Source organism: Streptosporangium longisporum, assembly GCF_039534895.1.
GTDB lineage: Bacteria > Actinomycetota > Actinomycetes > Streptosporangiales > Streptosporangiaceae > Streptosporangium > Streptosporangium longisporum.
The window spans coordinates 811,188-830,863 of record NZ_BAAAWD010000015.1; the positions used below are offsets into that span (position 1 = coordinate 811,188).

Sequence of the window (19,676 nt, forward strand, 5' to 3'; positions counted from 1 at the left end):
ACCGGCGCTGCGCGGCCCCGTGAACCGGCGCCGCGCGGCCCCGTGGTCCCTGCTCAGAGGGGACGGGAGAGGAACCCCCCGATCTGGCAGTTGCCGATCCGCCCGGCGTCGTCTACCACACGACCCCAGATCACGACCTGTCGTTGTCGTACTAACGGAGCAGACCTCGTCGGTAACCCTCGCCGACAGCGGCGGCACGGTCGCGGACGCCGAGTTTGTCGTAGATGTGCAGCAGGTGAGTCTTGATACTGGCCTCGCTGATGAAGAGCTTGGCGGCCGCCTGGCGATTGGAGGCGCCGTCGGCGACGAGGGTGAGGACCTGGAGTTCGCGGTCGGTGAGGGCGGCCTTGACCGGTCTGCGTACCTGGCCCATCAGACGGCCGGCGACGGAAGGGGACAGGACCGGCTCGCCGGCGGCCGCGGCGCGGACGGCACGCAGGAGTTCGTCGGTGGGGGCGTCCTTGAGGAGGTAGCCGGTGGCGCCCGCCTCGATGGCGGGCAGGACGTCGGAGTCGCCGTCGAAGGTGGTCAGGACGAGGGTCTTGATGTGAGGGTGGGAGTGACGCAGGGCGGTGATGGCGGTGACGCCGTCCATTTCGGGCATGCGCAGGTCCATCAGGACGATGTCGACCTCCAGTGCGGCGGCGCGGTCGATTCCCTCGCGGCCGTTGGCGGCTTCGCCGGCGACCTGGATGTCGGGTTCGGCTTCGAAGGCGGCGCGCAGGCCGTCACGAACGATGGGGTGGTCGTCGACGATGAGGAGGCGGATCATCGGGGGGTTCCTTGAAGCGCGGGGACGGTGGCGCTGACGGCGGTGCCCTCGCCGGGCGTGCTCTCGATCTCGAGGGAGCCGCCCACGCCGCGCAGACGTTGTCTCATGCTGCTCAGGCCGAACCCTTTGCCGTCGGAGGCGTGGATGCCGGTGCCGTCATCGCGGATGTCGAGCAGGACGACGGTGCCGGTGTAGGAGAGGGTGAGGCCCACGCGAGTGGCGCCCGCGTGTTTGGCGACGTTGGCGAGGGCCTCCTGTGCGACGCGGAAGAGGGTGACCTCGATGGCGGGGCTGAGGGGGACGCGGTCGCCGGTCACCTCGACGTGGAGGTCGACACCGGTGGTCTGGGTCCAGTTGCGGGCCAGGGTGGTCATGGCCTCGGGGAGATGGGCGTTCTCGAGCTGGTGGGGCTGGAGGGCGGCGACGGATCGGCGGGCTTCGGTGAGGCTGTCCCGGGCGAGGCCGAGCGCGAGTTCGACGTGGGGGGCGGAGTCCTCGACGCGCTGGGCGGCGCGTAGCTGGGTGATGATGCCGGTGAGGCCCTGGGCGAGGGTGTCGTGGATCTCGCGTGCCATGCGCCCGCGTTCGTCGAGGATGCCGGCCTGGTGGGCCTGGGTGAGGAGCTGGGCGTGGAGGTCGGCGTTCTCCTCCAGGGCGGCCTGAAGGTCGCTGACCGCCTTGCGGTATTTGCGCTGCCGGTCCTCGAGCCTGATGCCGGCGATGTGGCCACCGCCGATGGCGAGGGTCTGCACGACGACGATCACCAGGTAGAAGGCGACGAGCTGGACGGTGGCCTGGGACCAGTCGAGCACCGATCCGTACAGGACGACGGAGGTGGCGGCGACGGCGGGGAAGGTCCACCTGGAGGGAGCGAAGTTGGCGGCGAGGAAGAAGCCGGAGATGCAGTAGATGACGAAGATGGGGTCGTGGACCGCCAGCAGCGCGGCGGTGGCCATGACGCCGGCGAAGTGAACGGTGACCGCGGCCCTCCGTCGGCGCACGGCGGCGGGAAGAAAGGCGCGGGCGCCGAGAATCCAGGCGAGGGCCAGGGCGGTGAGCACGAGGGTGCGGGGGATCCCGCCCTCGGGCTGCTGCGGTGAGAACAGACTGATGACGAGGGAGGCGGCGAGGGTGATGTAGGGGACGATCTCGACGGCGTGATCGAAACGTCGTTCCCAGACGGAGAGCGGAAAGGGATCGTTCATCCGGGGCGCGGCCCTCCTGCCGGGTACGGATGGGTTTCACCTGATGGCCGACGAGGACGAGCCTAGGCGCATGGGAATCAGAATGGCGTAGCCGTACATGAGCAGCCCTGTAGCGATCATGAAGATGATGGTGGGCCATTGCCAGAGCGGCGGGAGATGAAGGGCGAGGAACCATACGCGCTCCTCGACGCCGAAGATCTTCATGACCATGGGCACGAGCCCCTGGGGGAACAAGGGCAGCCAGGCGATGGCGTAACAGATCGTGACGCCGATGCGGTGCCGGACGGGGAGGTCCGCGACGGTGGGTTTGTCGGCCTTGAGGGGCGGTCCGTGCTTCATGAGGTTGAGCAGGTCGGTCCCGTGGTTCTCCAGTCTGCGGTAGGCGATCCTGCCGAATCCCCAGGCGCCGAGGGCGCCGGTCAGCACACCGGTGGCGACGCCGGCCCAGGGGTGAAGGAGGACGGCGCCGGCCGCGGGAAGGGCGGTGGCGGGGACCGCGAGGAGCACGAGCCAGGCGAGGCCGGTTTCCGCGGTCTCGTCGGCGCCGGTGCTGAGCGGGTTGCCGCCGCGCCTGTGGGGGTCGGTGCCGGGGACGAGCGAGGTGACGGCGAGCAGGACGATGATTCCGGCGCCGCCGCCGAGGAGGGCGGGGAGCAGGCCCAGCGTCCACGGCCATGCCCAGGTCTGGCCGCTGACGAGGGTGCCGCCCAGGGAGAGGACGACGGCGGCCGGGCCGACGATGAGGAGCCAGGCCAGCTGACGACCGCGTACGTCGGCGCGTTCCGCGCCGGGGGTCATGAGGGTGAGCCACAGGGCGGTCCCGTCGGCGCCGTAGAGGTTCGCCGAGGACGCGGCGGCGATCACGATCGTGATGAGTCCCGTGAAGGGGACCAGGATCCAGACGTCGACGGTGACGAGCAGGAGGGGGGTGACAACGGCGTAGGAGAAGGCGGTGGCGAGGAGCTGGATGCGGACGAGGTCGCGCCACCAGGCGCGCAGTTCCTTGGCGGCGACGACGCGGGCACCGCCGGTCGCGGGGAAAGGGCGGGGCGTGCCGCGGCGGGGTGGCACACCTCCGCGTGCGGCCGAGACGACGCGCCGCGACAGCAGGCTCGCCCAGACGGCCAGGAGGAGGGCGATCACGCCGGCGCCGGCGACGAGGACGGCGAGGGCGAGGGGCCAGGGGGCCTCGACGGCGGCCACGCCCCATCCGGAGGGCAGGACGCGGACGAGGACCTGGGACCAGGAGGCTGCGTCGGCGCCGCCCAGGGCCACGGCGGGCGCCCAGCCGTTGCCGCACAGGGCGATGGCGGTGCCGGTGACGATGCCGACGGTGGCCGCCGTGACCCGGGATCTGACGAACAGGCCGATGAGCGCCACGACGACGCGGGAGATCATCACCATGGTGACGAGCGTGGTCAGGGCCGCCGCCAGGCCGATGAGCACTCCGGCCGGTCCGAAGCGCCAGCCGTACACGGGCAGGGACAGCAGGGCGACGAGGTTGACCGCGGGCGCGGGGCCCGCGAAGGCTCCGGCGAGCAGTGCCGCCGCGATCCGGCCCGGCGTGACCGGGAGCATGGAGAAGTACTCGGGGCGGAGGGCCTCGCTGCCGCCCCCGGCGAAGATGGGGCCGAAGACCCAGCCGCAGAGCCACACGGCCAGGACGAGGGGCAGGTGGGCGGGCCACAGGACGGCCACGGCGATCGTCCCGAACGCCATGACCAGCCCGAACAGGACGGCGGTGTAGAGGTTGGAGGCGTTGTCGCCGCGCAGGGAGTGGCGCATGAGCGCCAGCCGCATGCGGACCATGTGCCGCGCCAGCGCGGGCAGGCCAGGGGTCAGGACGTCAGCCATGCCAGCCCCTCCGTTCCTCCGGTGCGGGCGCCGACGAGGTCGACGAAGGCGTCCTCCAGGGTCGCGGCGCCGCGTACGTCGGCCAGCGGCCCGGCGGCCACGACGCGGCCGCCGGAGATGACGCCCACCTGGTCGCAGAGCTGCTCCACGAGGGCCATGACGTGACTGGAGATGATCACGGAGCCGCCGCCGCCCGTGAACCTGCGCAGGATGGCCCTGATCGTGGCCGAGGAGACGGGGTCGACGGCCTCGAAGGGCTCGTCCAGGACGAGCAGGCGGGGCGCGTGCAGGAGGGCGACGGCCAGGCCGATCTTCTTGCGCATACCGGTGGAGTACTCGATGACCAGGGTCCGCTCCGCGGAGTCGAGTTCGAGGACCCGCAGGAGTTCGTCGGCGCGCTCGGCGACGACGGCTGGGGGCAGGCCGCGCAGCAGGCCGAGGTAGGTGAGGACCTCGCGGCCGGTGAGCCGTTCCGGCATGGCGTTGCCGTCGGGCAGCACGCCGATCAGCCCCTTGGCCCGGACGGTGTCGTGCCAGACGTCCACGCCGAAGATCTCGGCGCTGCCGGCGTCGGGGCGGAGCAGGCCGACGGCCATGGCCAGGGTGGTGGTCTTGCCGGCGCCGTTGGGGCCGACCAGGCCGTAGAAGGATCCGGCCGGGACGGTGAGGTGGATGTCGTCGACGGCCAGGTGGTCGCCGAAGGCTTTGCGGAGTCCGGTGGTGCGGAGCGCAGGCTCCTGGTGTGTCGGCATGCCTTGAGCGTCGCGCGGGAGCGGGGGTGACGGATCGCCCGTGCGGGGAGCGGAACGGTGGATTCCCGCATCAACCGATCGGTTGATGCGGGAGAGGGCGGCCGGCGCGGGACGCACGGCTGAGCGAAGGGCTTATTCCACAGGGGAGGGCGCCGCCCCCGAGAGTGCGCTCCCCTGACCGGGGCGGGGGCGTGCTCGATCACCGTCCGGTGTCGCGCGATCGGCCGATCGTGCCCTCCGGCCGCTTCGGTCTTGCCCGATCACGGCTGCACCGCAACCCGGCGAGGGGGAAGGCGGACGAGCCGGCCTGCAGGTCGGATTGTGATCCGGCCTGCCCATGACCTGCGACGGAATCCGCGACCACGTCATGGAGCTGTGGGAACGTCTTCGTCGTCTGCCGTTGCCCGCCGCCGTCCGCAGACGCGGTGTGCCCCCGATGTGCCCTCGGTGGGACCTCTTGGGAGACGAGCCGCCGTGCCCGGACGAGGCACGCTCAGCCGGCCGATTGCCGGGTCCGTCGGCGGACACGCTCCAGACGGGCGGCGTCCCGCTTCGAATCACCGGTCCCCAGCGTCATCCGCCGCCGCAGGGTGTACTGAACGATCTCTTCCAGAGGCGCGTCCGGCGACTTCTCCCAGGACTTCGGCCGCTTCAGCAGCAGCCGCCGCTCGACCTCCTCCTCGGCGCCCTCGTCGACAACGCCGACGGCCGCTTCGAGGACCTGGTTCACCCGGTGCCTGTTCGCCCGATGAGGAGCGCGTTTGTTGCGCCGGATGCTCTTGCGGGAGCTCTTGTCGTTCTCCCCGTAGGCGTTGCGGCGGTCTTTGGTGTAGCTCAGGCGCTTCTTCTCCTGCGGACTCTTACGCCTCAACACCCCTCCTGCGGGATCGGCCTGCCCGGGTCAGGAAGGTACCCGTCCATCACGGGAAGAATCGAACCGTTTTCCGCTCCCGGCCTGCAGAACACGCACCCGATCCGGCTTCCCGCGCTTGTTGATGTGGCGCTACCACCAGCGTCCTGACCAGGGCATCCGTATGTCAGGCCTGGTCAGGACACGTTTTCTTCTCTCGACGCCTTCTGCTGGTTTCCAGGGTTTGTCGCCCTCATATGCCCTGGATATGCCCTGCGATCTTCCTTCCCGAGAGGGATGGGCCTCCACGGCGAGCGTCCACTCCGGCGGCTTTACCGAATCACCGGCCGGCCAGGTGGAGATCACCTTCGAAACTCTGCGCGACCACGCTTCCCGTCTCGAAGATGAACTCCGCCCCCACGCATTGGGCGGGAACCTCGGTATCGAACTTCTCAACCACGTGTACAAGCCGATCCCCGACATGCCGCACGAAGAAAACCTCTGCCGAGGCAGGGACCATGTCGACGCGACTGTCGAGTTCCTGCATCGCATAGCTCTCCCCCGGCTCATCCGGCGTGATGTGAAACGTCCAATCAGCGGCGACACGGACCACGACGGTCACCGTCTCCAGGTGGAGCCACAGGTGCAGAAGCTCGGGAGTGTCGGCGCCATGGGTGAACAAGGCCGCAGTGACCGCCATCAGGCGCTGACGCTCCAAGCTTGGAAAATCCACCACTCCATCATCCTCGCGCTGCCCCAGCACGGCTTCAGCGACGAAGGACCAGCAACCTTCGCCCCTCGTAGATCTGGGTGATCCCCGATCCTAGAGCCAGCTACCTGCAGAAACGACTCGATCACGACTCTGATCAGGGATTACGCTTGCGGACGCTTCGCGTCACCTATCACTGGTTTTGGTTCTCCCACAGAACAGCGGCGGAACAGAGCAGTGAACAGTTTGGTCGCCTCGCGCCGGTGGGCCTCATCGGCGCGTAGTTCGGCGGCCTGCTGGCGGTGTTCGGCGGCTTCGGTGATCTTCTGCTTGCGGTAGGCCACGATCAGGGGATGACGCCGCCGATTCCGGAACCACCGCGAAAGAGAGCTTCAGAAGGTCCAGCAGCCGGCTCAGCGGCAGGCCCGGCTTCCCGACCGGGGTGAGGGCAGGGAAGCCGGGGATCCACAGGGCGCCGACGAACAGGCCGACGCTGAGCAGAAACAACGGTCCCTGGAGAAAATCAGGGGACCGTGAAGTTGGCTTTCAGGTCCGGTATTCGATGCCCCGTATTTCGACAACAACTGCCTCCCGGACACGTATCCGGGAGACGGCCGCCATCGGAATACGGTCAGCATTAAAGTTTTTTTCGATCCTTTTCCTTTTTGAGGAACAGGTGAGTGGAGAAGAGGACGGCAGCGCCGGCGAAGGCCATGAGACCCATCGAAGTGAGCATCCTGCTCCAATATAGCACCTCAGGATCTCCGTCGCCTCTCAATACGAGAGCTATTGCTATTGTTGTCACCGAGGCGACGGCGAGTATTAGAACCACCCATTTCACTTACAAGGCCATCCTTGCTTTTTCGAGGTGACATCATACCTTTATAATTTTTGGTGAAAGTTTGAAGCTACATCCAGTTCGACCGTTATACCAGTTGCCCGCGAGCCGGTGAAACTCCTGGCCGTTGGCACCGCGAGTGGCCAACTGGGATCCCCCCACGGGCCGGCGCACCACGGTCAGGAAGCTCAGATTCGACAGGATGCCCGTCTCCTGGGTGCTGGTGTCGCGGATCGTCACCTCCCACACATACCTCTTGCCCCACTTCAGCACCCCCGCCGACACCCCGCGTCGAACATGTTCCGCCGTTCCGACAGTGTGCATGCGTCGAGGGTGCCGTTCTCCAGCACGCAAACCTTGTATCGATACTCGTAATACGCCCCCAGGCCGCCATAGCCATCAGCACGCAACTCCGAAGTGAGAGTGTCCACCAGGGATCGATCGTCGGGGTAGTAGCTCTCGATCGTCATGCCCATCAACGACGCGCTGTTACGAGCCTGTGGGGGCAACATCCCCGAGCCGGGCTTGTTCGGGGAGGAGCGGGTGAACTTTTTCTCCGGCACAGCGTCTTTGGCGTCAACCGACAACGCCCCGCAGGCCTCTTCCCATCCTTGCCGCCGCCGGGTAGGTAATCCTCGGATACTTGCACCGTTATCGCCGTGGCCGCTGAATCGACCAGCGACGGAACGCCCGCGGCTGAAACCGTCAACTGCTCAGGGGGGACCGGTTGGCCGTTAACGAGCACGACCGGCTGCACCGCAGCTGAGGCGGAAGCCGGAACTGCTTGAAACAGCAGCAGATCCGGCACCGCCGCAGCGATGACCGCCAAGTGGAAGAGGAAGGCACCGGCGAACCCGGCCGGTCGCGGGGCGAGGCGGTCAGAGGTTGTAGCCGCCGGAGACCTCGATGTCCTGGGCGGTTATCCAGCGGCATTCCTCGGTCAGCAGCGTCGCGATCACCATGCCGATGTCGTCGGGTTCGCCGAGCCGTCCGAGGGCGGTCTTGGCCGCGATCGAGGGGATCACCTCGGGGTGGCGTTCGAACGCGTTGTCGGCGATGCGGGTGCGGGTGGAACCAGGGGAGACGGAGTTGACGCGGATACCGCGCGCGCTGAACTCCTTGGCCAGATAGCGGCTCAGCACGACCAGGCCGCCTTTCATGGTGCCGTAGGCGGAGTAGCCGGGCTCCATGCCGGAGAACGTGGCCGCGCTGCTCGCGGTGTTGACGATCGCGCCGCCGTCGGCCAGCAACGGCAGCAAGGTCTGGGTCAGGAAGTACGGGCCTTTGAGCAGCACTCGCATGAGCGTGTCGAACGTCTCCTCGGTCGTGTCCTCGAACATCGCCATATGGCCGAAGCCGGCGTTGTTGACCAGGAAGTCGAACGTGTCCCGCCGCCAGGTGTCGCGCAGCGCCCCGGCGACGGACTCGCGAAAGGCCGGAAACGTCTCCGAGCGGCCGACGGCCAGTGGCAGCGCGACGGCCGTGCCGCCGTCCTTCTCGATCGTGGCCACCGTGTCCAGGGCTCCGGGCTCGTTGCCGTGATAGGTCAGGATCACTCCCGTTCCGCGCCTGGCGATCTGGATGGCGGCGCTCTGCCCGATGCCGGAGCTGGCACCGGTGACGATGGCGACCTGCATGATTGGACTCTCCTGTTCGTCAGTGAGATGGCACCGTTTCGGCGGTGCCGGCTTTCGTGTGTTCAGGCCGTCGGGTTCAGGGCTCGTGGTGTTCAAGACGCCGGGTTCAGGGCTCGTGGGGTGTCCGGGTCGCCGGGTTCAGGACCCGGGCGAGCCAGGCGTCGCGCGTCCGGCGGGCCGTGGCCGAGACGCGCGCCTGCGGGTACAGCGCGTCGAATCCGTGGAAGCCTCCCGCCCAGACGTGGAGTTCCGCCTGGCCGCCTGCCGCCCAGATCCTGGTGGCGTAGTCGACGTCCTCATCGCGGAAGACCTCGGCCGTACCGGCGTCGATGTAGGTGGTCGGCAGGCCCGACAGGTCACCGGCCACCGCGGGAGAGACGTAACCGGGCACGTCCCGGCCGGCGAGGTCACCGAGGACCGACCGCCATCCGAACTCGTTCATCTCACGGGTCCAGACGCCTTCCCCGCCGGAGTACTGCCGGCTGGAGGTGGTGATGTTGCGGTGGTCGAGCATGGGGCAGACCAGCACCTGGGCGGCGATCGCCGGGGTGCCGAGATCGCGTGCCATCAGCGTGACCCCGGCGGCGAGGCCACCGCCGGCGCTGACCCCCGCGACGACGATGCGGGCGGGATCGATGCCCAGCTCGTCGGCGTGCTCGGCGACCCAGAGCAGACCGTGGTAGCAGTCCTCGACCAGCGTCGTGCCGCCGGCCTCAGGTGCCAGCCGGTGGTCCACGGAGATCACGACGGCACCGAGCAGGTCGAGCCAGTCGAGGGGGATGTCGATCTGCGAGAAGCGGTCTCCCATGACCATCCCGCCCCCGTGGATCCAGTAGACGCACGGCGCCGCCGTGGCGCGATCGGTACCGGCGGGACTGAGGATCGACAGCGGAATCGGCGTGCCGTCCGGGGCGGGAACGGTGATCTCCCTGCGGTCGACGGCGCGGCCGTCGAGAAGGGTGTCGATCGGCGTCGACGGGTACTGACGCAGCTGGGCGAGCACCTCGGGGTTGAGCTCGGACATGAGCGGCATCTCCGCGAGGAGGGCGTGCAGCTCAGGGTCGAGGCCGGGGCGTGCCGATGTCGTGCTGGGGTCCTTCGCCATGGTTGGGTTCCTCTCGCCGGGGTTGGCCAGGGTTCGCTGAGATCCAGCGAGGTCACCTGGGGCCGCCGGGGTTCAACGGGGTCGGCTGGGGTTCGTTGATGCCGGCCGGGGTCGACCAAAGGTCGTTCAGGGTCGCTCAGGGTTGGCCGGGGTGTCAGAAGGCGGCCTTGCCGCCGACCGGCACCTCGTCGGTGTACCGGGACTCGCCGGTGAGCAGCGGCTGGAGCTTCGCGACCAGTGCCTGCGCCTCCTCGGTCGCGAAGAACCTGCCGTGGGCCTCCTCGCTGGTCCAGCCCTCGGTGACGGAGACGACGTCCGGGTCGCCGGCCGAGCGGCTGACCAGGAAGACGACACAGTCCTCGTTCGACAGGGACGGCGCGTCGAGCAGGAACGCGACCAGCTCGTCACCCTTGCCGGGCTGCGCGGTCATGGTGGCGTGGAAACCGTGGCCGACGGCCATGGGGTATCTCCTCGTTCGTGGAGCATTCTCTTGCTCCGGGGATTTCGATAAGCCCATGCAATCATCGCTACCAGGGGAAATATTAGAATGATGCTCCTGATCTCTTGCCTGATCCTATCGCTGTAAGAATTATCAGGCTTGTGGTTCAATCGGGTCATGGACCTCGCCGAGCTGCGTTCCCTGCTCGCTCGCCATGCCCGGCCCGACATGACCACCGACATCGACGGCGTCCTGGTCTCGAAGGTCGAGGAGCCGTATCCGCCGTCGCCGTCGATGTCGGGCACGGTGCTGGCACTCATCGCGCAGGGCGCGAAACGGATCGCGCTGGGCGACCGCGTGTACGAGTACCGGGCCGGGCAGTACCTCGTCGCCTCGGTCGACATGCCGATCACCGGCCACTTCACCGAGGCCAGTCCCGAGCGGCCGGCGATGGGCTTCGGCCTGATCCTGCACCCGGCCACCATCGCCGAGCTGTTGCTGCAGGCGGCCCCCGGGGACCTCCCGCCCGGTGGCGGCACGCCATCCGGCATGGCCGTCAGCGACGCGCCCGACGCGCTCGTCGACGCGGTGGTCCGGCTGCTGCGCCTGCTCGACCGGCCACGCGACGTGGCGGTGCTCGCGCCGCTGATCAAGCGGGAGATCCTCTGGCGGCTCGTCACCGGCGAGCAGGGCGCCGTCGTACGCCAGCTCGGCCTCGCCGACAGCAACCTCACCCACGTCGCGCGGGCGGTCCGGTGGATCCGCGACCACTACACGCAGTCCTTCCGGGTGGAGGACGTGGCACAACTGTCCGGCATGAGCGTGTCCGCCTTCTACCGCAACTTCCAGGCGGTCACCGCGATGAGCCCCATCCAGTTCCAAAAGCAGATCCGGCTGCAGGAGGCCCGACTGCTGCTCGCCACCCATCCCCACGACGTCACCGGGGTCGGCCACCGTGTCGGCTACGACAGCCCGTCACAGTTCAGCCGCGAGTACCGCCGCCAGTTCGGCGCGCCACCGAGCGAGGACGCCGCCCGCCTGCGCGGATCGACACCGCACGCCGCCCCGGCCCTGGTGTAGCCACGCCGGCGCGAAGGAACGTTCTGGTAGCCGGACCGGACGGGGGCCGAGGCGGGCAGCGACCGCCCAGGCGAGACTCACTCACTCGGCCTGGCTGGACGTCTCAGCCAAAGCCGCGAAGAGTATGGGGGCCTAACCCGATGAGCGATCCCACCGTCCCGGCGCCGGCCGAGTGCATCATCTGCTCCGCACCGGCCTCGACGGGAGCGACCACTGCGGGCAGGTCCGCCGGATCACCGCCGCCACCGGCGAACACCTCCCGAGTGGGACTGTCGACAGCAGAGCCGCCCGGGTCACTGCGGATCGCAGGAAGGGGCTGTCACCGAGCCAGGCGGGTGCTGTTGCTGTTCAGGGGGTTGGCCGGGAGTTGTTGTAGGCGTTCAGGTGGTGTTCGCAGCTGGACCAACGACGGTTGATGCGGTCGGTGACGGTGTATTCGATCTCTTCGGTGCACGGGTCGTCGGGGCCGTTTCCACCGCAGGTACAGCGGCTGCGGCTGACGCGGCCAGGCGCGAAGTCATCTGGATCCCACGCCTTGATGTGTACGACTTGCATCCCGACCTCCTCAAGGGGGTCACAGTGTGCCGGTACTCACCGTGTCGACGCCACTCCAGCGCTGCAGTGGCATCGATGTCGTCGCCCTCAACCGAGCCGCTCCTCACCGAGCTTGTCACAGAGTCCTTCGGGAAGCCCGGCACGGATGGCGCGCAAGCCGACGGTCTCCACCTCTCGTCCGGTGCGGCCGGCGAGCGTGACGGGGGTGCCGGTGAGGGCGTACCACTCCTCGGCGCCGGTGTATTGAACCTGCACCTGCACCTGGTCACCGACGATGGTGATGGCTGCGGTGAGGTCACCGGTGATGACCCCGGCCTCGTCGGTCATCACCCCGCCCGGCCCGGGTGGCACGTTCGTTCACGGCATCCCGACGTTGGGAATCAGGGTTCCGCGCTCGGTGATCAGAATGATCGCGGGCGTTGATCCGCAGAAGGTACGACCCCGGCGGAAATGGTCCGGCGGGGTCGTCAGCGCGGGTTCGCTCAGTTGAAGGGGTTGTCGTAGGTCCAGGTCTCGGTGCGCTCGCGGAAGACGTTGGCGTTGAAGTCCGAGCCCACCAAGGTGAGCGTCACATTGTGAACCGTGCTTCCGTTGTCCACTTCAGCGGAATGCGCAGTCGCGATGTAGGAGGCCGGGCACTGGGCTGTTGGGGAGCCGCCGTTCCAATACAGGGTGGACTTGTAGACGTTGTTCACCAGAACTCTGACGTTCGGCCCGACGAAACTGGAGACGCGGCACAACGAGAGGTGGTACTGGTACTTCTGGTTCGCGTCGTCGAACTGGATCGTTCCGTCCACCCTGGCGAGGAGCTGGGTTCCGTTCCAACCGCCGTACACGGCCATCGACACGGGGATCGGGGTGCCGTATGCCGCGTGTGCCGGCGTGAGCGGCAGGAGGGCCGAAACGGCCATCAGCAGAACGATGACCAGGGACCTCATCGGGCGAAGCCGCCGCGTACGTGTTTGCAATTCGCAACCTCCTTTGATTTGACGGCGGCGAAACGCCGCACGTCGTGTGCTGCATGCTGCGGAATTCGGGAACGGGCCGCACCGGGACAGTATGGGCGGGCGACAAGGCTGTCTAATGTGGCGTCCCGGCACGGAAAACCACAGGACACATAGGCCCCACGAGCAGAACGGCGACCATTCGCGGTGCCTTTGATCAGGACGGATCCACTGATCCGTATTTTCGGCGCGTACGCGGATTCGTGGAAGTTTCACACCGCTGAGCCACCTGCTCGACCTCCTGGACCACAGGCGATGGTCCCGCCGGTGCTACGCGGTGTCCGAACAGTCAGGCCCAGCGCGCTCAGGTGCTCGCTGAGCCTGCGCTCGCGCTCACGGCTGCCGGCCAGGCCGGGATGCTCGCGTGCAGCGCGCGCGAGCATCGGCCGGCACCGCACACGCGCTCGACTCGGGTCAGGGTCGACTCGGAGTACCGGTAAGAGTCGTGCAGCCAGGTACGACGCGATCGAGGCCGGTCCTCAACTCCGGACCGCGAGGTTTCACCTCCCTTGCTTCGTCGGTCTCAGCATCGCGGGAGTGCTCGCGGACGAAGGCGGCCGACACCTCCATGTCGGTGGGGTGGTCGCGGGCCGGGTCGCGGGTGATGCGCCCTCGCCTGCTGCTCGTGCGGTTCCGGTTGGAGACCTTTCAGCCGGACCCGGCTCAGCCGAGCCGAAACCGTCCAGCCGATCCCTATATATTCCTTGACACGAATATTCTTGATGGTGAATACTTTTTTCCATGGACGCACTCCTCAGCGCACTGGCCGACCCGGCCCGCTGGAGGCTCGTGACCCTGCTGGCCGAGCGGCCCCGGCCGGTCGGCGTCCTTGCCCGGCTCGCCGAGGCTCGCCAGCCGCAGACGACCAAGCACCTGCAAGCCCTTGAACGTGCCGGCGTCGTCACCTCCCAGCGCATCGGTCAGCGCCGCATCTACGCGCTCCGACCCGGTCCTCTGCGGGAGTTGGCGGCTGCGCTCAGCCGGCTCGCCGACACCGCGGACCATGCCGGTGGCGCGCGCGAGACCTACGACCGCTACGGGCTCAGCCTCCACGCGGAGCGGCTCGCCGCGAAAGAGCCGGGGTGGGCCGACGGCCGCTCGTTCAGGTTCCTTCGGTCGCTCGCGGGGCGCCCCGAGCTGGTCTGGCGCCACCTGACCGAGGCCTCCCTGCTCGCCCGATGGTGGACGCCGGACGACCTGCGCGTCTCCGAGCTTGTCTTCGAAGCGCGACCGGGTGGGCGGATCGTCCATGAGTACCGCGATGCCGAGGACGTCGACGGCTCCGACCTGCCAGCCGGGCGCGCACAGGGAGTCGTCGACGACGTACGCCCCGGTGAGCGCCTCGTCTACCGGCTCTCCCCGCTGCTTCCCGACGGCGCTCTCGCCTTCACCGCCCACCTCGATCTCGGCCTCCAGCGCACCGACACCGGCACGGACCTCGACGTCCACTTCCAGATCACCGACAGCACAGTCGACTCCGCGGACTCCGCGGACTTCGTCGCAGGCATCGAGATCGGCTTCGGCCAGAGCCTCGACAAACTCGCGGCGATCCTCGCCGCGGATTCCGACAGCACCGGCGACACCGGGCACGACACCGATACAAGGAGCACTACATGACCGACTCAACCGGCCGCAGGGTGACCGCGAACCTGAGCCTCACCCTCGACGGGCGTTACAACGGTCCCGGTGGGCCCAGCGACTTCGGGCCGTTCGCCCCGTATGTGACCACCGAAGTCGCGCGTGACCACATGACCCGCATCTGGGAAGGTGGGACGACGGCACTGCTCGGCCGACTCAATGCCGAGGGATTCATGACGTACTGGCCGCCGGTCGCCGAAGACGACAACGCCGATCCGCGTGATCGTGGATACGCGAAGTGGCTGGTCGACACGGAAAAGGTGGTCTTCTCGACCACCTTGACCGAAGCGCCGTGGGAACGCACCCGCGTGGTGAACGCCCCCGCCGCGGACGTCGTCACCGAACTCAAGGCCACCGGTGAGGGCGACATCCTCGTCAACAGCAGCGCGAGCGTCATCAAGGCGCTCCTCTCGGCAGACCTGCTCGACCGGCTGTACCTCATGATCTTCCCTGAGATCGCCGGGGGCGGGCAGCGACTGTTCGACGATGGCCTGCCGGCTTCGAAGTGGACGCTCACACACCAGGAGACCGGCGAGCTGGGCGAGATCGCCATGGTCTACGACCGAGCCCGCTGAGCAGGCCCGTGCGGCGCTACACCGTCTGGGGCGGCCAGAGCTGCATCCGGTAGAGGTTGAGCTCGAAGACGTCGGTGGAGATCCCTATTCCCGTGAGTTGGACGGACCCCTTCCACCTCTGTCCGAGATACTCGAATTTCTAATATTTCGGACGGGAGGGAAAGTGACGTCTGATCTGGCGGGGAATCGGTAACAGGTCGGCGACCCCGCCCCGTCCGCCGTCGACCGGTACCAAGCTGGAAGGGTGCCACCCTCTCCCCCGCCGTCGTCGAGCTCGCCGACCACGCCCCCGCCCCCGCCCCCCGGCCGCTCTCGCCCTCGCCGCGCCGTGGCCGTCGTGGTGGTGGTCGTGTCACTGGGATTGCTGGGCGTAGGGCTGGTCGGGTTCTTCACCGATCCGCTGGACCTGCCGAACGAGGTGCTGGAGGTGCTGGACCAGCGCGCCAGTGTGATCAGCATGTTCATCGGCCTGGTCGGCCTGCTCATCGCCGGCACCGCCCTGGCGCTGCAGATTCGCTCCTCCCCTGCGGACACAGCACCACCCGCGCAGGCCGACGTGTCGACGCGTACCTACGGAGGGGACCACGTCGGCCTGTCCGGCGGTCGACGACATCTCAGTCGCGAGCCGAGTCTCGGACGATGCGCTCCAGCGCGTAGATGCCGCCCAGGCGGATGTCGAGCTTGTCGGTCTTGCGGTCAGGTACAACTCGGCCAGCCACCTCACGAGAAATCTCAGGTAACCATGAGGCTGTTCCGTCTCATAGCCTCTGATCTGCAGCTCGCTGAAACCGAATCGGTGATGCCAGAGGAATCACAGCGAGATAATGAGAGCGAGAGCCGCTCCGCCTGCCGTCTCAGTACTGTGACTTCGCATGACCGGCACCGAGATCGAGATCACCGCAGACCTGGTCCGTGACCTGCTGCAGGAGCAACATCCAGACCTTGCAGGGCTGACCATCCACGAGGTGGAGGGCGGCTGGGGCAACCAGATGTGGCGCCTCGGGGACGAGTTGGCCGTGCGCATGCAGCGCATGGACCTCACCCCGGAGATTCAGCTCAAGGAGCGGCGGTGGCTACCTGTGCTGGCCCCGCGCCTGCCGCTCCCGGTGCCGGTTCCGGTGCGGTTCGGCGAACCGTGCGAGCGCTTCCCCAAGCACTGGACCGTGGTGACGTGGGTTCCCGGCGAGCCGCTGGACCACGGCTCGATCAGTCGCGGCGCCCACGCGGCCGACACGCTGGCGGGCTTTCTCCGGGCGCTCCATGTGGAGGCGCCCGCCGAGGCACCGATCGCCACGGACCGCGGTGCCCATCCCAGGAACTGCACGGACGGCTTCGAGCACTTCTTGCAGGCCGTTGACCCTGGCGACATCGCGGCCGACGTCCGGGCCGTCTGGGACGACGCCGTTGCGGCCCACGCGTGGGAGGGCCCGCCGGTGTGGGTGCACGGCGACCTCCATCCCGCGAACGTCGTCGTCTCGGACGGAACGCTCTCGGGCATCATCGATTTCGGTGACATGTTCGCCGGCGATCCGGCGTGGGACCTCGCCGCCGCATGGGTGCTGCTACCTGCGGACGCGGCCTCACGGTTCTTCGACATGTACGCGCAGGCGGACGAGGCGGCGATCCGGCGTGCCCGCGGGCTGGCCGCTCTGAAGAGCCTCTTCCTGATGCTCATGGGGCAGAACGGAGATCGGGGCCTTCCCGGCGGGAAGCCGAACTGGGGACCTGCAGGCCAGGCGGCACTCGATCGTGTTCTGAAGGGTGTTTGAGCACGCTTCTTTGAACTTGTTCTCGAACCTGTTTGCAGGCCATGCGGCAGCCCACTTTCGTGGGGTTCATCGATCACTGCGCGTGGTGGGGATGCCAAGGTCCACGGCCGTATGCTGCCCGGGGCCCCGATCGAGCCGACGGAGCTTCTCTTCGGCCGGTCCTGGCCCACGACGCCACGGACCCGAACGCGGTTGCCGAAAGAATCGAACACCCCGTCGACGAAGAGGAACTCAAGCAACAACGAACGGTCAGCGGGGTTGGCGAGCCGACGCGAGCGGAGCTGCCACCACCCGCCGTTCCGATGTCGGTGAACGGGCTTCCAAGCGGTGCACTCAACCGGTAAAAAGCCGCGGACAGGGAGAGAGATGACCGGTTCCATTTGTTCCGTCAAGTATTCAACCACTGGACGGGGAAATCCAGATGTCGTTCGCACACCGCACTGTCACCGCCTTGGCGGTCGTCTCGGCCGGTCTCATGGCAGCCGTCGCGCTCACGATTCCCGCGCAGGCGGCGGCCGGTACGTCCGTGCACGTCAGCGGGCGCACGCTGTTCATCGTCGGTACGCCCAGCAGTGAGACGGTCAACATCAGGGTGCTCCAGGGCAAGATCACCGTTGACTCCACGTCCGGAGTGAGCACGGGAACCGGCTGCACGCAGGTCGGCGCCAACGTGGCCCAGTGCCTGGGAACCGGGAGCGGAATCCAGTTCATCGACGCGTCGCTGCTTGGGGGCAACGACACCGTCACCAACTCCACGTCGCTGCAGTCGTCGATCCTGGGCGGCGCGGGTCTGGACACCCTGAACGGCGGCTCAAACCGGGACGGCCTCAACGGCGGCTCCGACGACGACACCCTGATCGGCAACGGCGGCATCGACGTCGCCAACGGCGTCGGCGGATTCGACGTCTGCAACGCCGAGACCGAGAGCGGCTGCGAGGCCTGACGGCCCTCCACCCGGATGGCCGTCACGGGGACACAGTAGAACGTTCGCGGGCCGGGCTGCGGCTCTTCGGCCGGTCCCAGCCCGCACCACCCGGCAGACCTCAGCGGTTCAACAGGTCGGTCGCGCCGATCACGGTGACGGTCTCCTCGTCACCGGCCACGGTCAACATCGGCAGTTGCCCGTCCTCGTCGCCCAGCCGGTGGTTGCGGCTACCGCCCCTGCCACGTCACCAGCACGGCAAAGGGCAATGAGGTCTACCTCGGGCCGCCCATAACACCCAAGAGCCATCGCACGATCCTCCTGTCCGACAGCATCACGACCATTCTCACAACCCATCTCGAGGAGTTCCCCGAAGGCAGTCGAGATCATCGATCGGACCAATCCCCGGTAACCGTTCCTGCGGGAGGCCGAGTTGGTGTTCACAACATCGCGCGGCACACCAATCAAGCGGGGAACGTGGAGCGACATCTGGCGGCAACCAGCGTCGGCACGGCCCCACCGAGGTGACCGGTGTTCTCACGACGAACGTAGAGCGGCATTCGGTGAGTATCCCACCTTGCCTACCACCGGAACTTTCGCGATCAGCGCACGGGTGGGGGCCGGATCGCCCACGCTTGTATCGTGCCGACCGTGACGCATTCGGACTGGTCGAACGTACGCGAACGGCTTGCACAACTGGCGGCCGCCCCTGGTGCCGGTGTGGTGTTCGGCTCTGTGAGCCACGGCTGGACCCTTGAGCCGCCGTTGGGAATCGATGAGCTGGCCGAGGTGGAGGCACAACTCCGGACAGAGCTCCCCGGTGAGTACCGGTCGTTCCTGCTGCAGGCAGGACGCGGCGGAGCAGGACCCGCCTACGGGCTCTTCCCCGTGCGGCGCGTGGACGGCCGGTGGAAGTGGGAGGGTGACGGCGCCGACCTCACGGATGTGGACACGCTGGACCAGCCGTTTCCTCACATCGAGGCGTTCAACCCGGCCGACGCCTTACCCCCGCCGCCTGACGAGGAGGCTTTCGATTCCGCCGAGGAGTTCACCGCGGCCGAGGACGCGTACTGGGAGCAGCACGCCGCGGTCGTCCATCACCCTCGGCATTCGATCGGGCTGCTGTACCTGTGCCACCTCGGTTGCGCACTGCGGGAGGTCCTGGTGGTCAACGGTCCGGCACGGGGCCGGATGTGGGTGGACAACACCGCCGACGACGATGGGTTCCGCCCGCTCTTCGACGAAGACGGAAAGCCGCTCGGGTTCGCCCGCTGGTACCGGCGATGGCTGGGCGCGGCAGAGGACCAGGTGTCCCACGGCGTTCAATGAAAGCCGGCGAAGGGAGCACGATGAGCAGGCCGGTCCTCGAGACGCCGCCGAAGCGTTCCCCCTGTGAGCGACATCGGTGTTCGGTGGCCTGGTCGTGGGTCGTCGTTCTCCCGGACTTGTCGTCGCCGGCCGCTACGCTGCCCCGCATGAACCCGACGGCCGTGATCGAGACCTGGCGTCGTCTGCTGGACCCCGCCAAGTCCTGGGTACTGTTCGCCCACGGAACCTGCGTGATCCTGATGGAACCGGCCGGGGACCTCGCGCAGCAGGCGACCTCCCTCCTGAGGGAGTACGGCCCCGTCCGCGCGGGCACACCGGCCGGAGACTTCACCACCGTCGACCTGGACGACGCATCCGGCTGGGCCGTGACCGGTCATCACCCGGACATCCTCACCTATGTCGATCCCGGTGAGCTGGAGAACCACGACGACCTCACGGTCGGCCTCTTCGGCCGCGGCAAGCGCGACCGGGACGGCCACGACCTGACCGTCGTCCACATCGAGGACAGACGCGCCTCCTGAACCAGGGCCATCACCGCCGGACCCGCGGCCGTCCGGTCGTGACCAGAAAGCCGCGTCCTCGCAAGGAGTACCGGGTCGGCTGAAGTCGCGTCCTCATGAGTATTACCAGGTCGGCCGGATGA

Annotated in this window: 22 protein-coding genes; 7 read left to right on the forward strand and 15 right to left on the reverse strand. The window is 67.9% G+C overall.

All coding sequences use genetic code 11. The annotated features are described in order from the left end of the window. Positions 1-151: 151 nt before the first annotated feature. The 12 genes from ABD832_RS29875 to ABD832_RS29930 form a co-directional block, all read right to left on the reverse strand. Positions 152-772 (reverse strand): response regulator, encoded by a 621-nt coding sequence (locus ABD832_RS29875; RefSeq protein ID WP_344901550.1) that lies wholly within the window; start codon positions 770-772, stop codon positions 152-154. Continuing rightward, the gene (locus ABD832_RS29880) at positions 769-1,977 is read right to left on the reverse strand and encodes a sensor histidine kinase (RefSeq protein WP_344901553.1); all 1,209 of its coding nucleotides are present in this window, start codon (positions 1,975-1,977) and stop codon (positions 769-771) included. The genes ABD832_RS29875 and ABD832_RS29880 overlap by 4 nt, the downstream gene beginning before the upstream one ends. A 36-nt stretch (positions 1,978-2,013) precedes the next feature. After that, complete coding sequence (locus ABD832_RS29885; protein WP_344901556.1) at positions 2,014-3,831, reverse strand: hypothetical protein; 1,818 nt, start codon at positions 3,829-3,831, stop codon at positions 2,014-2,016. Continuing rightward, positions 3,816-4,583, reverse strand: coding sequence for an ABC transporter ATP-binding protein (locus ABD832_RS29890; protein WP_344901559.1), 768 nt, complete (start codon positions 4,581-4,583; stop codon positions 3,816-3,818). The genes ABD832_RS29885 and ABD832_RS29890 overlap by 16 nt, the downstream gene beginning before the upstream one ends. 493 nt (positions 4,584-5,076) lie before the next feature. Then, a complete protein-coding gene (locus ABD832_RS29895; protein WP_344901562.1) occupies positions 5,077-5,454 on the reverse strand; it encodes a hypothetical protein in 378 nt (125 codons plus the stop codon). A gap of 319 nt (positions 5,455-5,773) precedes the next feature. Further along, positions 5,774-6,196 (reverse strand): hypothetical protein, encoded by a 423-nt coding sequence (locus tag ABD832_RS29900; RefSeq protein WP_344901565.1) that lies wholly within the window; start codon positions 6,194-6,196, stop codon positions 5,774-5,776. Positions 6,197-6,306: 110 nt separating this feature from the next. Continuing rightward, positions 6,307-6,486 carry a hypothetical protein gene (locus ABD832_RS29905; protein ID WP_344901568.1) on the reverse strand — a complete coding sequence of 60 codons (180 nt, stop codon included), beginning with the start codon at positions 6,484-6,486 and terminating at the stop codon, positions 6,307-6,309. Between the two features lie 293 nt (positions 6,487-6,779). Further along, a complete protein-coding gene (locus tag ABD832_RS29910) occupies positions 6,780-6,983 on the reverse strand; it encodes a hypothetical protein (RefSeq protein WP_344901571.1) in 204 nt (67 codons plus the stop codon). 33 nt (positions 6,984-7,016) lie between these two features. Continuing rightward, the gene (locus tag ABD832_RS29915; protein WP_344901574.1) at positions 7,017-7,304 is read right to left on the reverse strand and encodes a hypothetical protein; all 288 of its coding nucleotides are present in this window, start codon (positions 7,302-7,304) and stop codon (positions 7,017-7,019) included. 554 nt (positions 7,305-7,858) lie between these two features. Then, positions 7,859-8,617 (reverse strand): SDR family NAD(P)-dependent oxidoreductase, encoded by a 759-nt coding sequence (locus ABD832_RS29920; RefSeq protein ID WP_344901577.1) that lies wholly within the window; start codon positions 8,615-8,617, stop codon positions 7,859-7,861. A 106-nt stretch (positions 8,618-8,723) separates the two neighbouring features. After that, complete coding sequence (locus ABD832_RS29925) at positions 8,724-9,722, reverse strand: alpha/beta hydrolase (RefSeq protein ID WP_344901580.1); 999 nt, start codon at positions 9,720-9,722, stop codon at positions 8,724-8,726. Positions 9,723-9,876: 154 nt separating this feature from the next. Continuing rightward, complete coding sequence (locus ABD832_RS29930) at positions 9,877-10,182, reverse strand: putative quinol monooxygenase (protein ID WP_344901583.1); 306 nt, start codon at positions 10,180-10,182, stop codon at positions 9,877-9,879. Positions 10,183-10,338: 156 nt separating this feature from the next. Between ABD832_RS29930 and ABD832_RS29935 the strand changes: the two genes are divergently transcribed. Next, entirely contained in the window at positions 10,339-11,241 is a 903-nt protein-coding gene (locus ABD832_RS29935; RefSeq protein WP_344901586.1) for an AraC family transcriptional regulator, read from the forward strand. Between the two features lie 348 nt (positions 11,242-11,589). On the opposite strand, the gene ABD832_RS29940 is transcribed toward ABD832_RS29935, so the two are convergent. From ABD832_RS29940 to ABD832_RS29950, 3 genes are all read right to left on the reverse strand, one after another. Continuing rightward, the gene (locus ABD832_RS29940) at positions 11,590-11,796 is read right to left on the reverse strand and encodes a hypothetical protein (protein ID WP_344901589.1); all 207 of its coding nucleotides are present in this window, start codon (positions 11,794-11,796) and stop codon (positions 11,590-11,592) included. A gap of 87 nt (positions 11,797-11,883) precedes the next feature. Next, positions 11,884-12,123: a hypothetical protein gene (locus ABD832_RS29945; RefSeq protein ID WP_344901592.1), complete on the reverse strand. Its 240-nt coding sequence runs from the start codon at positions 12,121-12,123 to the stop codon at positions 11,884-11,886. 155 nt (positions 12,124-12,278) lie between these two features. After that, a complete protein-coding gene (locus tag ABD832_RS29950; RefSeq protein WP_344901595.1) occupies positions 12,279-12,707 on the reverse strand; it encodes a hypothetical protein in 429 nt (142 codons plus the stop codon). Between the two features lie 834 nt (positions 12,708-13,541). Between ABD832_RS29950 and ABD832_RS29955 the strand changes: the two genes are divergently transcribed. The 6 genes from ABD832_RS29955 to ABD832_RS29980 all read left to right on the forward strand — a co-directional run bounded on the left by ABD832_RS29955 (position 13,542) and on the right by ABD832_RS29980 (position 19,554). Beyond that, positions 13,542-14,417 (forward strand): metalloregulator ArsR/SmtB family transcription factor, encoded by an 876-nt coding sequence (locus ABD832_RS29955; protein WP_344901597.1) that lies wholly within the window; start codon positions 13,542-13,544, stop codon positions 14,415-14,417. Further along, positions 14,414-15,013, forward strand: a complete 600-nt coding sequence (locus tag ABD832_RS29960) for a dihydrofolate reductase family protein (protein WP_344901600.1) — start codon at positions 14,414-14,416, stop codon at positions 15,011-15,013. The genes ABD832_RS29955 and ABD832_RS29960 overlap by 4 nt, the downstream gene beginning before the upstream one ends. An 872-nt stretch (positions 15,014-15,885) precedes the next feature. After that, on the forward strand, positions 15,886-16,782 hold the full coding sequence (locus ABD832_RS29965; protein WP_344901603.1) for an aminoglycoside phosphotransferase family protein: 897 nt from the start codon (positions 15,886-15,888) through the stop codon (positions 16,780-16,782). 421 nt (positions 16,783-17,203) lie between these two features. After that, positions 17,204-17,725, forward strand: coding sequence for a hypothetical protein (locus tag ABD832_RS29970; RefSeq protein WP_344901606.1), 522 nt, complete (start codon positions 17,204-17,206; stop codon positions 17,723-17,725). A gap of 630 nt (positions 17,726-18,355) precedes the next feature. Beyond that, positions 18,356-19,033 carry an SMI1/KNR4 family protein gene (locus ABD832_RS29975; RefSeq protein WP_344901609.1) on the forward strand — a complete coding sequence of 226 codons (678 nt, stop codon included), beginning with the start codon at positions 18,356-18,358 and terminating at the stop codon, positions 19,031-19,033. Between the two features lie 146 nt (positions 19,034-19,179). Next, entirely contained in the window at positions 19,180-19,554 is a 375-nt protein-coding gene (locus ABD832_RS29980) for a hypothetical protein (protein WP_344901612.1), read from the forward strand. Positions 19,555-19,676 lie beyond the last annotated feature (122 nt).

Excerpts from the sequence above, each read along its gene's own strand:
- ABD832_RS29920 (WP_344901577.1), bottom strand. The coding sequence starts at position 8,617 with ATGCAGGTCGCCATCGTCACCGGTGCCAGCTCCGGCATCGGGCAGAGC.
- ABD832_RS29890 (WP_344901559.1), bottom strand. The coding sequence starts at position 4,583 with ATGCCGACACACCAGGAGCCTGCGCTCCGCACCACCGGACTCCGCAAA.
- ABD832_RS29915 (WP_344901574.1), bottom strand. The coding sequence starts at position 7,304 with ATGCACACTGTCGGAACGGCGGAACATGTTCGACGCGGGGTGTCGGCG.
- ABD832_RS29880 (WP_344901553.1), bottom strand. The coding sequence starts at position 1,977 with ATGAACGATCCCTTTCCGCTCTCCGTCTGGGAACGACGTTTCGATCAC.
- ABD832_RS29940 (WP_344901589.1), bottom strand. The coding sequence starts at position 11,796 with ATGCAAGTCGTACACATCAAGGCGTGGGATCCAGATGACTTCGCGCCT.
- ABD832_RS29925 (WP_344901580.1), bottom strand. The coding sequence starts at position 9,722 with ATGGCGAAGGACCCCAGCACGACATCGGCACGCCCCGGCCTCGACCCT.
- ABD832_RS29950 (WP_344901595.1), bottom strand. The coding sequence starts at position 12,707 with ATGGCCGTTTCGGCCCTCCTGCCGCTCACGCCGGCACACGCGGCATAC.
- ABD832_RS29960 (WP_344901600.1), top strand. The coding sequence starts at position 14,414 with ATGACCGACTCAACCGGCCGCAGGGTGACCGCGAACCTGAGCCTCACC.
- ABD832_RS29875 (WP_344901550.1), bottom strand. The coding sequence starts at position 772 with ATGATCCGCCTCCTCATCGTCGACGACCACCCCATCGTTCGTGACGGC.
- ABD832_RS29980 (WP_344901612.1), top strand. The coding sequence starts at position 19,180 with ATGAACCCGACGGCCGTGATCGAGACCTGGCGTCGTCTGCTGGACCCC.
- ABD832_RS29945 (WP_344901592.1), bottom strand. The coding sequence starts at position 12,123 with ATGACCGACGAGGCCGGGGTCATCACCGGTGACCTCACCGCAGCCATC.
- ABD832_RS29965 (WP_344901603.1), top strand. The coding sequence starts at position 15,886 with ATGACCGGCACCGAGATCGAGATCACCGCAGACCTGGTCCGTGACCTG.
- ABD832_RS29935 (WP_344901586.1), top strand. The coding sequence starts at position 10,339 with ATGGACCTCGCCGAGCTGCGTTCCCTGCTCGCTCGCCATGCCCGGCCC.
- ABD832_RS29885 (WP_344901556.1), bottom strand. The coding sequence starts at position 3,831 with ATGGCTGACGTCCTGACCCCTGGCCTGCCCGCGCTGGCGCGGCACATG.
- ABD832_RS29955 (WP_344901597.1), top strand. The coding sequence starts at position 13,542 with ATGGACGCACTCCTCAGCGCACTGGCCGACCCGGCCCGCTGGAGGCTC.
- ABD832_RS29970 (WP_344901606.1), top strand. The coding sequence starts at position 17,204 with ATGTCGTTCGCACACCGCACTGTCACCGCCTTGGCGGTCGTCTCGGCC.
- ABD832_RS29930 (WP_344901583.1), bottom strand. The coding sequence starts at position 10,182 with ATGGCCGTCGGCCACGGTTTCCACGCCACCATGACCGCGCAGCCCGGC.